Source organism: Pseudomonas fluorescens (genome assembly GCF_012974785.1).
Taxonomy (GTDB): Bacteria; Pseudomonadota; Gammaproteobacteria; order Pseudomonadales; family Pseudomonadaceae; genus Aquipseudomonas; species Aquipseudomonas fluorescens_BT.
The window spans coordinates 5250404-5263847 of record NZ_CP027561.1; the positions used below are offsets into that span (position 1 = coordinate 5250404).

16 protein-coding genes and 1 pseudogene are annotated in these 13444 nt (G+C 59.7%); 8 read left to right on the forward strand and 9 right to left on the reverse strand.

The features are described from left to right. Positions 1-892: 892 nt before the first annotated feature. A pseudogene (locus C6Y56_RS29685) lies at positions 893-949 on the forward strand (hypothetical protein); the annotation flags it as partial. Between the two features lie 201 nt (positions 950-1150). Continuing rightward, entirely contained in the window at positions 1151-1855 is a 705-nt protein-coding gene (locus C6Y56_RS29690) for a methyl-accepting chemotaxis protein (RefSeq protein ID WP_409348360.1), read from the forward strand. 221 nt (positions 1856-2076) lie between these two features. On the opposite strand, the gene C6Y56_RS23850 is transcribed toward C6Y56_RS29690, so the two are convergent. From C6Y56_RS23850 to C6Y56_RS23865, 4 genes are all read right to left on the reverse strand, one after another. Then, positions 2077-3219: an IS481 family transposase gene (locus C6Y56_RS23850; RefSeq protein WP_169431882.1), complete on the reverse strand. Its 1143-nt coding sequence runs from the start codon at positions 3217-3219 to the stop codon at positions 2077-2079. 128 nt (positions 3220-3347) lie between these two features. Continuing rightward, positions 3348-3971, reverse strand: coding sequence for an SOS response-associated peptidase (locus tag C6Y56_RS23855; protein WP_169431883.1), 624 nt, complete (start codon positions 3969-3971; stop codon positions 3348-3350). Between the two features lie 36 nt (positions 3972-4007). Beyond that, positions 4008-4268 (reverse strand): putative signal transducing protein, encoded by a 261-nt coding sequence (locus C6Y56_RS23860; RefSeq protein ID WP_085709319.1) that lies wholly within the window; start codon positions 4266-4268, stop codon positions 4008-4010. A 9-nt stretch (positions 4269-4277) separates the two neighbouring features. Then, positions 4278-4460, reverse strand: coding sequence for a CPXCG motif-containing cysteine-rich protein (locus C6Y56_RS23865; protein ID WP_096797159.1), 183 nt, complete (start codon positions 4458-4460; stop codon positions 4278-4280). Positions 4461-4599: 139 nt separating this feature from the next. On the opposite strand from C6Y56_RS23865, the gene C6Y56_RS23870 reads away from it, so the two are divergent. Further along, on the forward strand, positions 4600-5766 hold the full coding sequence (locus tag C6Y56_RS23870) for a 1-acyl-sn-glycerol-3-phosphate acyltransferase (protein WP_169431884.1): 1167 nt from the start codon (positions 4600-4602) through the stop codon (positions 5764-5766). 49 nt (positions 5767-5815) lie between these two features. Here C6Y56_RS23870 and C6Y56_RS23875 read toward each other — a convergent pair whose 3' ends face one another. Beyond that, the gene (locus C6Y56_RS23875; protein WP_169431885.1) at positions 5816-6094 is read right to left on the reverse strand and encodes a hypothetical protein; all 279 of its coding nucleotides are present in this window, start codon (positions 6092-6094) and stop codon (positions 5816-5818) included. A 193-nt stretch (positions 6095-6287) separates the two neighbouring features. Here C6Y56_RS23875 and C6Y56_RS23880 point away from each other — a divergent pair, with 193 nt between their 5' ends. Next, positions 6288-6494 (forward strand): hypothetical protein, encoded by a 207-nt coding sequence (locus C6Y56_RS23880; protein ID WP_039766399.1) that lies wholly within the window; start codon positions 6288-6290, stop codon positions 6492-6494. 56 nt (positions 6495-6550) lie between these two features. On the opposite strand, the gene C6Y56_RS23885 is transcribed toward C6Y56_RS23880, so the two are convergent. Next, complete coding sequence (locus C6Y56_RS23885; protein ID WP_169431886.1) at positions 6551-7135, reverse strand: YajG family lipoprotein; 585 nt, start codon at positions 7133-7135, stop codon at positions 6551-6553. Positions 7136-7324: 189 nt separating this feature from the next. Between C6Y56_RS23885 and C6Y56_RS23890 the strand changes: the two genes are divergently transcribed. Next, the gene (locus C6Y56_RS23890) at positions 7325-7558 is read left to right on the forward strand and encodes a hypothetical protein (RefSeq protein ID WP_039766297.1); all 234 of its coding nucleotides are present in this window, start codon (positions 7325-7327) and stop codon (positions 7556-7558) included. 735 nt (positions 7559-8293) lie between these two features. Further along, on the forward strand, positions 8294-9802 hold the full coding sequence (gene mqo, locus C6Y56_RS23895) for a malate dehydrogenase (quinone) (RefSeq protein ID WP_169431887.1): 1509 nt from the start codon (positions 8294-8296) through the stop codon (positions 9800-9802). Positions 9803-9877: 75 nt separating this feature from the next. Here the strand turns inward: mqo and C6Y56_RS23900 are convergent, their stop codons facing one another. From C6Y56_RS23900 to C6Y56_RS23910, 3 genes are all read right to left on the reverse strand, one after another. Beyond that, on the reverse strand, positions 9878-10165 hold the full coding sequence (locus tag C6Y56_RS23900) for a PA4642 family protein (RefSeq protein WP_169431888.1): 288 nt from the start codon (positions 10163-10165) through the stop codon (positions 9878-9880). Between the two features lie 63 nt (positions 10166-10228). After that, positions 10229-10708 (reverse strand): hypothetical protein, encoded by a 480-nt coding sequence (locus C6Y56_RS23905; protein WP_169431889.1) that lies wholly within the window; start codon positions 10706-10708, stop codon positions 10229-10231. 86 nt (positions 10709-10794) lie between these two features. Then, a complete protein-coding gene (locus C6Y56_RS23910) occupies positions 10795-11352 on the reverse strand; it encodes a hypoxanthine-guanine phosphoribosyltransferase (protein ID WP_085709312.1) in 558 nt (185 codons plus the stop codon). Between the two features lie 165 nt (positions 11353-11517). Between C6Y56_RS23910 and upp the strand changes: the two genes are divergently transcribed. Further along, the gene (gene upp / locus C6Y56_RS23915; protein ID WP_007951682.1) at positions 11518-12156 is read left to right on the forward strand and encodes a uracil phosphoribosyltransferase; all 639 of its coding nucleotides are present in this window, start codon (positions 11518-11520) and stop codon (positions 12154-12156) included. 2 nt (positions 12157-12158) lie between these two features. Continuing rightward, the gene (locus C6Y56_RS23920; protein WP_169431890.1) at positions 12159-13433 is read left to right on the forward strand and encodes a uracil-xanthine permease family protein; all 1275 of its coding nucleotides are present in this window, start codon (positions 12159-12161) and stop codon (positions 13431-13433) included. The last annotated feature ends 11 nt before the right edge of the window (positions 13434-13444 follow it).

A 13444-nucleotide genomic window follows, 5' to 3' on the forward strand; every position in this document is an offset into this window, starting at 1 on the left:
GCCACGCCTGAACGTCAGCCGCGAGCAACTGATCAGCCTGATCAAGGAAAACGTCGAGAAGAATCCGAAGATTCTCGGCACCTACATCGGCTGGGAAAAGAACGCACTGGACCACAATGACGCGGCCTACGTCGGCACTCAGGTTGTCGGGATCGATCCCGCCAACGGGCGCTTCCTGCCGTGGTGGTTTCGCAACGACGACGGCACCTTGGGCCTGGACAAACTGGTGGACGTTGACGACCAGAAAGTCCTGTCCACCGGCGTGCGCGCCAGCGAGTACTACCTGTGCTCGAAAGAAACCAGGAAATCCTGTGTGATCGATCCGGCCCCCTACAAGGTCGGCGACAAGATCGTCATGCTCGCCTCCTTCATTGAACCGATCATGCTCAACGGCACCTTCCAGGGCATCGTCGGCGCCGACCTGTCGGTGAACTTCATCCAGGAAATGCTGCTGGGCGCAAACCAGAAGCTCTACAGCGGCGCCGGGCAAATGGCCCTGATCGGCAGCAACGGCCGGATCGTCGCCTACACCCAGGACCCGAGCAAATTCGGCGAGAAGGTCAGCGACATTCTCGACGCCCAACAGATTGCCAACATGGCCAATCTCAAGCGCGGCGAAGTGACTTACACCATCAATAAAGAGCAAGGCCGGATCGAGTTGTACCTGCCGTTCGGCATCGGTCAGACCGACGCGCGCTGGACACTGATGCTGCAACTGCCACTGAACGCGGTGATGGCCGATCTGCAAAAGCTGCAAGGCGACCTCGACGCCCAGCGCAAATCCGACACTTTCGGCATGGCCATGGTCGGCCTGATCATTGCCGGCCTCGGCCTGCTGGTGATCTGGCTGGTGGGCCACGGCATCGCCCGTCCGCTGAAGCAAATGGTGACCATGCTCGATGACATCGCTCAGGGCGAAGGTGACCTGACCCGTCGTTTGACCAGTGATCGCAAAGACGAACTCGGTTCAATCGCCAAAGGCTTCAACACCTTCCTCGCCAAATTGCAGGGGATGATCACGCAGGTGGTAGCGTCGGTACAGAGCGTCAGCGATTCCTCGGAGCACACCGCGGACATCGCGATCCGGACCAATATCGGCATTCAGAAACAGATGGCCGAGATCGATCAGGTGGCCACCGCCGTGCAGGAAATGACCGCCACCGCCCAGGACGTCGCGCGCAACGCGACCCAGGCGGCACAAGCCGCCAGCCATGCCGATCAGGCGGCCAGTCAGGGCATGCAGATCGTGCGTGACACCTCCAACTCGATTGGCGTGCTGGCCGTGGAAATCGGCAAGGCCGTGGACGTGGTGCAGACCCTGGCCAAGGACAGCGAAAACATCAACGCGATCCTGATCGCCATTCGCGGGATCGCCGAGCAGACCAACCTGCTGGCCCTCAACGCCGCCATCGAAGCAGCACGTGCCGGTGAACAGGGTCGCGGGTTTGCCGTGGTGGCCGACGAGGTGCGCAACCTGGCGCAGAAGACCCAGAAAGCCACCGAAGAAATCCAGAGCATGATCCAGCAACTGCAGCAGGGCACCCGGGATGTGGTGCGGGTCATGGAAGACAGCCAGAACCGCACCGACGAAAGCGTGCAGCACGCGGCCAAGGCCGCCGAAGCGCTGGAGACCATCACCCAGGCGGTGTCGGTGATCAACGACATGAACACCCAGATCGCCAGCGCCGCCGAAGAACAGAGCGCAGTGGCCGACGACATCAACCGCAACGTGATCAATATCGGTCAGGTGGCGAACGAGGTGGCCGGTGGTGCGGATGAATCGAGTTCGGCCAGTGCGGACCTGACCAAACTGGCGGAGCAGCAGCGGCGGTTGATCAATCAGTTCAAGGTTTAAGAGCCACCCCCTCACCCCAGCCCTCTCCCGGAGGGAGAGGGAGCCGACCGAGCTGTCTTCCGTCATACATCGACCTGGTAAATAGTGTCGATTATGGATTCAGCAAAAAACTTTCAAGTCGGTGTATTTCTGCAATATATCTCGGTCAGTCCCCTCTCCCTCCGGGAGTGTATGTACCGGAGACATGGTGAACACATGTTCGGAGACATGGTGGACGGTTTTTAGATCCTCTTACCTGCCGTAACAATCTGCAAGTTCAAGTCGATTCGGGCGATACGATGTCTACTCCAGTAGACATCGTGGATGCCATCCTCCGCTGTTTCCCTGATCGCTATCGACAGCCCGTGAAATGCTTTTCCGATTGAGTATTCACGGTTCCTCCAGTAAATCTCGCCCTTCACCTGGACCTTTCTGACCACATCTCCGTCGGCGTATTCCGGCGCCATTTGCTGCTCCTGATACTCCCGAGGGCTGCTGCCGTAGCGAGTCGCCGGCACCTGCATATCCAGCGCTTGATGAGGACGTTTCTGGTTGTAGACATCACGCCAGATATCAAATGCCTGTTGTGCGCTGTTGAGGTCCGTGAAGTGCCGACCTTGCAGCACTTCACTCTTCAGGCTGCGGTGGAAACGCTCCAGTTTTCCCTGGGTCTGCGGATGATAAGGCCGGGAGTGACCTACCTTGATGCCCTGACCCATCAGCCAGACTTCCAGCGCGGTATAAACCCCAGTCTGGTCACCCCAGGGCGAACCGTTGTCCATCGTTATACGCAAAGGCAAGCCGTAACGCCGAAAGACCCGGATTAGATGCTCCTGGACGGTGTCGCGCTGCTCATTGGCGCACGCGGCGATACACATCGAAAACCGCGAATGATCGTCCAGTATCGTCAATGGATGGCAACGCCCCTGACTCAGGCTGAAATGGCCCTTGAAGTCCATCTGCCAGAGATCGTTGGGCGCTTCATGCTCGAACCGGATAAACGGTTTGATCTCAGCAGCCTTTGGATCAACGCGTGAATGACGCTGTAAAACTGCATGCACAGTACTGACGGAAGGCATCGCTAAACCTTTGTCTTCCAGCACGCGTTTGAGCTTGCGAGCGCCCCAAGCCGCGTACTCCTGACTCACGGTCAGAATCTGCTTCTCCACCTCGTCAGCACAACGTTTGGGGGACGTCTTCGGTCGTCGTGACTGATTGTTCAGCCCCTCGGCCCCTGATTTTTCAAACCTGCTGAGCCATTTGTAGGCAGTGCTTGGGCTGATGTTGAATCGACGGCAAAGCTGCCGAACATTGGCCCCTTCTTGCCGAGCCAAAAGCACGAATTCTGTACGTAGCTGCACGGTAGACACCTCTTCCCAAGACACAGGCCATCTCCTTCGCGATGAGCAATGTGTCTATTTAAAAGTGTCCACCATGTCTCCGAACACCTGTCCACCATGTCTCCGGTACATACAGGGAGAGGGTTAGGGTGAGGGGGGCTCTTGATCTGCTGCTAGGCCGGAGTCAGACACTCCGGCCCGTTGAGCTTCGGATCATTGACCAGGTTCGCCAGCACCCGCTCACGCAAGGCGGCGGGTTCGCTGGCGAGCAGGCCTTGCAGGACGTGCAGCGGCGTTTCCGGATCGAGCCATGCCGCCTGACCCGCCTCATCGAGAATCAACGGCCGGCGCTGACTGGCCGCCGACTGAGTGATCACCGCCGTGCTCAGCCACACCTGTTCCTGCACCGGATACGCCTCCCAGATCGCCGCAAAAAACAGCGAAGAACCTTCCCCCGGCGTCAGCCAGTACGGGTGCTTGCGCACATTTCCGCGCCATTCGTAAAACCCGTTGGCCGGCAGCAGGCAACGGCGCAGGCGCAGGGCTTCGCGGAACATTGGCTGTTCGGCAACGGTTTCAGCACGGGCATGGGCCGGGGTACGCGACAGATCAGTCAGCCACGGCGGCGTCAGGCCCCAGCGGGCACGGGCCAGGGTGCGCTGGCCATCAGATTCGGCGCGCAGCATCAACACCGAATCGTTGGGGGAAATGTTCCACTGCGCCTGCTGATCAGCGGGAAAACCTGGCAGCGCCGCGAAGTCGCGGTTCCAGCGAAACAGGGCATAACGTCCACACATGGGGCAGCACGACTCAAGAAAAAAACGAACGTCAGCCTAACAGACCAGCGTACCGGGGAAGCTCTCCGGTTCATCGCCGGGCAGCGGCAGCGCGGCATTGTACGCGCTGATCAGCTCGCGGGCGTATTCGGCCTGATCGTTCTCGACCGAAAGCCCCAGCAGGCCGAAGATCGGCAACTCGCCCGTGCCGCCGAGCAGATCACGCCCCACCAGATGCGCCTCGATGCCTTCGCTGGCGAGCATGCCCTTGAGCATTTCGCCTTCCATCAGGTTTTCCGGCTCGTAGATTCGCTGCATGGGCGCACCTCACTCGTTTTCGCTGAAGACTTCCAGAAACCAATCCTCTCCATGGACCTGCAGTACGAACGTAATGGGTCGGCAACACACCTGACAGTCTTCGATATAGGTCTGATCGCCCGCCGACAGATCCACGGTCGTCTCGACTTCCTCCCCACAGTACGGACATTCATACAGTGCGCTTTCCAGCATCGCGGTCTCCCGGGTGACTTGTGCGTATAATCGCCGGTCTATTTGCAGGGCTATTTTTGTCTGGCTACTTTTTCAGACCGTGCCCCGTTGGTTTTCGATCCAAACCTTTACTTACCCTAGCCGTTTCCAACAAGAGAGCATGATGGGCGAATTCGATGCCATCCGACCTTACGACGACAGCGAAGTACCTGCGGTACTGGCAAGACTGCTCGGCGACAAGGCGTTTCTAGATATCCTCACCCACTTCCGCTTCCCGCGTTTCGCCGGTGCCTTCGGCTGGATGCTCAAACCACTTATAGCCCATCGGCTGCGTCGTGAGTTCGCCGACGTGACCTCCGTGGCCACTTTGCAGGACAAGGTCGAGTTCTACGTCGACCACACCATCGAGCGCGCCACCGATGGCGTGACCTACACCGGTGTCGAGCAATTCAAGTCCGGCAGCGCCTATCTGTTCATCGCCAACCACCGCGACATCGTGATGGACCCGGCCTTCGTCAACTACGCCGTGTACCACGCCGGCCTGCCGACCCCGCGCATTGCGATTGGCGACAACCTGCTGCAAAAGCCGTTCGTCAGCGACCTGATGCGTTTGAACAAGAGCTTCATCGTGCACCGTTCGATCACCGGGCGCCGCGAGAAAATGGCCGCCTATCAACTGCTGTCGGCCTACATCAACCACTCGATCCGCAACGATTGCGCCTCGATCTGGATCGCCCAGGCCGAAGGCCGGGCCAAGGACGGCGACGACCGTACCGAATCGGCGATTCTCAAGATGTTCCACATGAGCCGCAAGGACGAGCCGTTCGGCGAGGTCATCCAGTCGCTGAACCTGACGCCGGTGTCGATCAGCTACGAATACGACCCGTGCGACCAGGCCAAGGCCCGCGAGCTGTACATCCGCGCCACCACTGGCACCTACAGCAAGGCGCCGGGCGAGGATGACGTGAGCATCGCCAAGGGCATCACCGGCTACAAGGGCCGGGTGCACGTGAACTTCGCCGCGCCGATCACCGAGCTGTTCGAGGACACCAAGCAATTGGCGGTCGAGATGGACAAGCAGATTCTCGGCGGCTACCGGTTGTTCCCGGTGCATTACCTGGCGTACGCGCAGTGGGCCGATGCCGATCCGCAATTGAACGTGCCAAAGGCTGCCGACGTGTTCGGCGCCGAGGAACTGGCCAAGGCCCAGAAGGAATGGCAAAGCCGTCTGGACGCCTGCCCAGAGGAGCACCGCCCGTATCTGGTGCTGCAATATGCGACGCCGGTGCGCAATCAGTACCGGGTCAAGGCTGGTTTGCCGCTGTAAGCGGTTTCGGCCGGATACAAGAACGGCGCCTTCGGGCGCCGTTCTTCGTTCAGTAGCGGGTGCTGATCCAGGAAATCAGCAACGCCAGCCCCAGACAGGCAAAACCGAAACGATAGAAAAACCGGTTCATGCGCAGGGTTGCCCAGTCCAGCACCGGCTCTTGATCGGGCTGACTCTGACGCTGGGCCGCGATGCTGGCCATCGCCCGCTGTTCACGCCGACGGGTCGCGTGTAGCAGCCAACTGCCCGGGAAGGCCAGCAGCAGGGCCAGCAGGTTGATCAGTTTGGCGGGATGGGCGGTAAACAGCGTCATCAAGTGCAGCGACATCACAGACCTCAATCTAGACCGGTATGGCGAACGCCAGACCGACGACCGCGGCGCGGATTCTACCGAAACCCTCCCCGACTGCCCTACCCTTTGCGACAAATAACGCATCAATCGACCGATGGCTGTCCTGTGTCACGGCATCGTCATTTTTTTCGGCCACCCTGCGCGCCTCGAAACGTAAACGGAATGCGACATGCTTCACGCTGAAAACCAGGATCGCCTGTATCTCATCTCCCCGTCCGACGAACAACAGACCCTCGTCGGCAGCCTGGCCTTCAATGTTCAGGACCGTCACTGGCTGGTGTACTGCGCCCTCGGCGGGCACCAGCATGCGGACTTGCCCGAGACCGACCTGCTGACCGGCGTCAGCGTCCTCGACTTCTATTCGCAAGCTGCCTGAACGAAAAAGCCCGGAACCATCACTGGCCCCGGGCTTTTTCACATCAGGCGACTGCCTTATTCAGCGAGGATCTGACCCACGGTCGGATCCTTGAACAGACGGGTCAGCGCATCGCTCAGCACATCGCTGACCAGTTTGGTGTTGGTTTCCTGGTTCGGTGCCATGCCGAAACGCTGGTCCAGCGAGGCACCGTAACGACCGCTGTAACGACGGTTGGCGTTCTGCACGTCGGAGCGGAAGGTCGCGCCGATGGTGGCCTCGGTCACGTACATGCCTTCTTTCGGCGACTGGTATTTCAGTTCAGTCAGGGTCACGGTCAGTTGCGGTGCATTCATCGCGCCATTGGACGGGGTGAAGCCCAGCAGGCGCACGGCCGCTTCGGCCTGGGCCTGCAACTTCGGCAGGATCTGCTCGCGCTGCACGGTGATGGCGCTGGTTTCCGGGTACAGGCCGCCACGGGTGCCGAGGGTTGGCGACGGACGACCGTCCACTACGCGGACCACGACAGGCTGGCCATGGCCGACCGGTGCCAGCTGAGTGGTCAGCTTCGGTTCCGGGCTCAGTTGTTGCGGGCTGTGGGCGCAGCCAACCAGGGTCAAACTGGTCACAGTGATCAAACCGAACAACAGGCGTTGCAACATGCTCTTCTCTCCAGAATCAGGCACAGACAGGCCCGCAGTATAGCGGTGGGCCACTGCGGGTCACCAGCACTGAAATCTCTGACAAACCCCGGTGCACGCGGTTCCTGTCACAGATTATTCACCGCCCATACACGTTCGCGTCACGGCCTTCTGACAATCTTCCTCACAGACCCCAAAAGGAGCACTGCCATGCGCTATCTGATCTCGTTGTTCGCACCACGTCCGCTGCACCGCAGCTTCGCCCTGCTTGACCGCAACGGCCATTGCCAGGCTTTCAAGCAATGCAGCCTGCAGCCAATGGGTGACGGCTGGGTCGAAATCGAGGAAATCCGTCTCAACTGGTTGCACCAACCCCTGCCGGCCAGCGCCCGGGTCGAACAGCAGCGCCCTCGCGCACGCGCTCAGGCGATGTTGAGCATCTGACCGGATGCCTAATAAAAGTCATTAAACTCGACCAACTCCCCGCATTTCTTCGATACAATCTCCCCCCGATTATAAGGACGTCTCCTGATCGGGCCCCGCAACAGCGTCAATGCGCTTGCATTGGCATCCAAATCGCCCACAGAGAGCCGCCCACACAGATCGAGTGAAGCTGGCGTGCTTGCTGTTTCCCTGGCAAATCCCCGCTTTTCGCGAATCTGCAGAGCTGTCATGACGCTCGGTCACTGAGTTGTTTGCCCGTTTTGCCTGCCATGTATCGCGTGGCGGCAAACCCTCCGGGCACGGTGCCAGGCCCGGACAGCCCTTTTTGAGGTTCACGTCTTCAAAAGAGCGTGAAAAAAACGGGTTTTCACAACTTCACAAGAGTGTGGCGAGCAAATGAATAGTTTTGCGTCTGAACATGCACCATTAGCGTCTGAAACAGCCCAACGACACAGGAACGGGTACGCCTCGAATACCGGAGCCTGAAGCCTGTCCGCTACGGATTTGGTTGCACAAACGGATGTCTCGACCATAAGTCGAATTGCCAGCCCCGCGCCGAAATGAGTTCATGTGACTCTAGAAGCCAGGCCGCACGCATCCGTCGAAGTTGCGAAAAATTGCGAAGATTCGGACATGGCAAACCTGGCCATGGGTACCTGGGGCGCCACTGACCTGCCCCGGACACCTGGCAGCCATGCCGACAATTTGGTGCTGCAGATTTTGGAGACGCGTTAAATGGCGCATAACGAAGCAGTCGACGTAGTTCTGGTTGGGGCCGGCATCATGAGTGCCACCCTTGCAGTGCTGCTCAAGGAACTCGACCCGGCGATCAAGCTGGAAGTCGTCGAACTGATGGATTCCGGTGCCGCGGAAAGTTCCAACCCGTGGAACAACGCCGGTACCGGCCACGCCGGCCTCTGCGAGCTGAACTACACGCCGCAGGCTGCCGACGGCACTGTCGACATCAAGAAAGCCGTGCACATCAACACCCAGTTCGAGGTGTCGAAGCAGTTCTGGTCGTACCTGACCAAAAAAGGCACGTTCGGCTCGTGCAAATCCTTCATCAGCCCGGTGCCGCACCTGAGCTACGTCGAAGGCGAAAAAGGCGTTTCGTTCCTCAAGGAACGCTTCAACGTGCTGCACAAGCACCACGCCTTCGCCGACATGGAATACACCGAAGACAAGGCGAAGATGGCCGAGTGGATGCCGCTGATGATGCCGGGCCGTCCGAAAGACCAGGTGCTCGCCGCCACCCGCGTGATCAACGGCACCGACGTCAACTTCGGCGCCCTGACCAATCAGTTGCTCAAGCACCTGACCAGCGCCCCGGATGCCCAGGTCAAGTACTGCAAGCGTGTGACCGGCCTCAAGCGTAACGCCAACGGCTGGACTGTCAGTATCAAGGACGTCAACAGCGGCAGCAGCCGTGAAGTCGACGCCAAATTCGTATTCCTCGGCGCCGGTGGCGCGGCCCTGCCGCTGCTGCAAGCCTCGGGCATCGAAGAAAGCAAAGGCTTCGGCGGCTTCCCGATCAGCGGCCAGTGGCTGCGTTGCGACAACCCGGAAGTGGTCAAGCATCACCAGGCCAAGGTTTACAGCCAGGCCGCCGTGGGTTCGCCACCGATGTCCGTGCCGCATCTGGACACCCGCGTGGTCGACGGCAAGAAATCCCTGCTGTTCGGGCCATACGCCGGTTTCACCACCAAGTTCCTCAAGCACGGCTCCTTCATGGACCTGCCGATGTCGGTTCGCGCCGGCAACATCGGCCCGATGCTGGCCGTGGCCAAGAACAACATGGACCTGACCAAGTACCTGGTCAGTGAAGTGATGCAGTCGATGGAGCAGCGTCTGGAATCCCTGCGCCGTTTCTACCCGCTGGCGAAAGCCGAAGACTGGCGCCTGGAAGTGGCCGGCCAACGGGTGCAGATCATCAAGAAAGACCCGAAGAAAGGCGGCATCCTGCAGTTCGGTACCGAACTGGTGGCGGCGAAGGACGGCTCCCTCGCCGCCCTGCTCGGCGCCTCGCCAGGTGCTTCGGTGACCGTTTCGATCATGCTGGAACTGATCGAGAAATGCTTCCCGGCCAAGGCCAAGGGTGAGTGGGCTGCCAAACTGGCGGAAATCTTCCCGGCCCGTGAAAAAGTCCTGGAAACCGACGCTGCGCTGTATCGCAAGATCAACACGCAGAACAACGTCGCGCTGGAACTGGTCGAAGCCAGTAACGAGACCGAAAGCTACGCCTGATTCGGCTCCATGAAAAACGCCCCGCACTCGATGAGTGCGGGGCGTTTTTTTATGCCTCGGAAAACTGCGCAGGTATCAGCCGCGCGCTTTCTCGATCAGCTCGATGTATTCCTGTGCGTTGCGTTGATCGCGGATCTGGTCGACGAAAGTCTTGCCGTGCTCGTCCTTGCCGTCCACGTCATAACCGGCTGCAACGAAGAACGTCAGGAAACGCTCGAAATCGTCGATGCGCAGGCCGCGGTAGGCCTTGACCAGTTTGTGCAGCGACGGCGAAGTGGCGTCGACGGGCTCAAAATCGAGAAACAGCTTGATCTGCTCATCGCCGATCTCGTCACCAATCACTTGTTTCTTATCTTTACGCATTGCCGACTCCAGCTCGCAGACATTTCACGGGGCGGGCAGTTTACCCCTGCCCGGGCACGGGGCTCAACGCGCACGCGTGCTGCCGGTGTGCAGATCGGCCCAGATGTGGCCGTTGGCGTAGCTGAGGAATTGCACGTACACGGTGTCATTGCGCAGCAGATCGATGATTACCCGGTATTGGGCCAGCGGATAGAACAGGGTCAGGGTCTTGCGCTGGTCGTCGTATACCGGTTTTTTCAGGCTTTTGCTTTCGCCATCGAAGCTGACCAGCACCTGATTGATCGTCGCGCCCTTGTTCAGAGGCTTGCCCTTGAGGCGGATCATCAATGGCGAGGTGACCGGAATCGGCTGCTGATTGGACTGACGCTGGGCACCGACCACCACCGAATAGTCGAGGACCTGCAACAGTTGTTGCTGCTGGGGTTCGGCATCGCGCAGGCTCAGGTCGTCGGGTGGCAGGAACTGACTGTGCATCGGCGCGGCGACCAGGGGCAGGCTGAGGGTCAGCAACAGGGCGGCGCAGCTGCGGATCAAGAGGCTCATGACAGGCTCCGGGGGGCGGGGCCAAGCACTTTAGCAGTCTTTAAAGCAAAAGATCGCAGCCTGGGGCTGCGATCTTTCAGGGGTGCTTACATGCCTTTGACGGCGAAGATCCCGTTGGCGTTGCGCCAGTAGCCTTTGTAGTCCATGCCGTAACCGAAGATGTAGCGGTCGACGCACGGCAGGCCGACGAAATCGGCTTTCAGGTCAGGACGGGCCTTGCGGTCGTGGTCCTTGTCGATCAGCACAGCGGTGTGTACGGCTCGGGCACCGGCGTGTTTGCAGAAGTCGATGATCGCGCCCAGGGTGTGACCTTCGTCGAGGATGTCGTCGATGATCAGCACGTCGCGGTCGATGAACGAGACTTCAGGTTTGGCTTTCCAGAACAGGTCGCCGCCGCTGGTTTCGTTGCGATAGCGGGTGGCGTGCAGGTAGGACGCTTCCAGCGGAAACTGCAGATGGGTCAGCAGTTTGCCGGAAAAAATCAGCCCGCCGTTCATCACACAGAACACCACCGGGTTGCTCTCGGCCAGTTGTTCGTTGATTTGTGCACCGACGCGGGCAATGGCAGCCTCGACTTCAGCTTCGGTGTACAGGCAGTCAGCCTCTCGCATGATTTGACGGATATGCTCGAGATCAGCGGACATGGCGCTCTCCAAGGGGGGTCTGTTTCGGAAAAGCGGGCAAAGGTACGCATCCCGCACGGCCGAATCAAGCATTTGTGGACTAACGTTCTGTATGTCCTATAGGACATCACCCTCGGATAGATTAATCTAGGCCGGTTTTTTTGCCCGCCGCCGGAGCCTTTCCCCATGTCCATCCAAGAGATCCGCCATCCGCTGATCCGTCACAAACTTGGCCTTATGCGCCGTGCAGACATCAGCACCAAGAATTTCCGTGAGCTCGCTCAGGAAGTCGGTGCCCTGTTGACCTATGAAGCTACAAAAGACCTGCCGCTGGAAACCTACGATATCGAGGGTTGGTGCGGCACCGTGTCGGTCGAGAAAATCGCCGGCAAGAAAATTACCGTCGTGCCGATCCTGCGTGCCGGCATCGGCATGCTCGAAGGCGTGCTGAGCCTGATACCGGGCGCCAAGGTCAGCGCCGTCGGCGTTGCCCGTAACGAAGAAACCCTGCAGGCCCACACCTATCTGGAAAAGCTGGTTCCGGAAATCGACGAACGTCTCGCCATGATCATCGACCCGATGCTCGCCACCGGCAGCTCCATGGTTGCAACCATCGACCTGCTGAAGAAGGCCGGCTGCAAGGACATACGCGCGATGGTGCTGGTGGCCGCGCCGGAAGGCATTGCCGCTGTCGAGAAAGCTCACCCGGACGTGATCATCTACACCGCGTCCATCGATCAGAAACTCAACGAGCACGGTTACATCATTCCTGGGCTTGGCGATGCCGGTGACAAGATCTTCGGCACCAAGCAGAAGGACGCGTAACCATGCAGCAAGAGTTCAACGATCCGCTCTGGCGCACGGTACTGTCCGGCGCACAGATGCTGTTCGTGGCTTTCGGCGCCCTGGTGCTGATGCCGCTGATCACGGGTCTTGACCCGAACGTGGCACTGTTTACCGCAGGTCTGGGCACGATTCTGTTCCAGATTGTCACCGGGCGTCAGGTGCCGGTGTTTCTGGCGTCGAGCTTTGCCTTCATCACCCCGATCATTCTCGCCAAGGGCCAGTTCGGCCTCGCCGCGACCATGGGCGGCGTGATGGCGGCCGGTTTCGTCTACACCTTCCTTGGCCTGGCCGTGAAGATCAAAGGCACCGGCTTCATTGACCGTCTGCTGCCACCGGTAGTGATCGGTCCGGTGATCATCTCCATTGGCCTGGCCATGGCGCCGATTGCCGCGAACATGGCGATGGGCAAGGCCGGTGACGGTTCCGAGCTGATCCATTACCAGACCGCGATGATGATCTCGATGCCGGCGCTGCTGACCACGTTGATCGTGGCGGTGTTCGGCAAAGGCATCTTCCGCCTGGTGCCGATCATTTCCGGCGTGCTGGTGGGTTTCGCCATGTCCTTCTATTTCGGTGTCGTCGACACCGCGAAGATTGCGGCGGCCCCATGGTTTGCACTTCCTCATTTCACCGCGCCGGAGTTCAACTGGCAGGCGATCCTGTTCATCGTCCCGGTAGCTTTGGCCCCGGCGATCGAACACATCGGCGGCGTGATTGCGGTCGGCAGCGTGACCGGTCGCGACTACCTGAAGAAGCCTGGCCTGCATCGCACGCTGCTCGGTGACGGCATCGCCACCACGGCAGCCGGTCTGTTTGGCGGTCCGCCCAATACCACCTACGCCGAAGTGACTGGCGCGGTGATGCTGACCAAGAACTACAACCCGAAAATCATGACCTGGGCAGCGATCTTCGCCATCAGCCTGGCGTTCATCGGCAAGTTCGGCGCCCTGCTGCAAAGCATTCCGGTGCCGGTGATGGGCGGGATTCTGTGCCTGCTGTTCGGTTCGATCGCGGCGGTGGGGATGAACACCCTGATCCGTCACAAGATCGATCTGGGCGAAGCACGCAATCTGGTGATCGTTTCGGTGACCCTGGTGTTCGGTATCGGCGGTGTGCTGGTCGGTACCGGGACCGGTCCGGATGACTTCGGCCTCAAAGGCATCGCGCTGTGCGCGGTGGTGGCGATTGCGCTGAACCTGATCCTGCCGGGCAACGACAGCTGGAAACACAAGAAGGCGGATGAGCCGCTGATCTAAACTTTTAGATC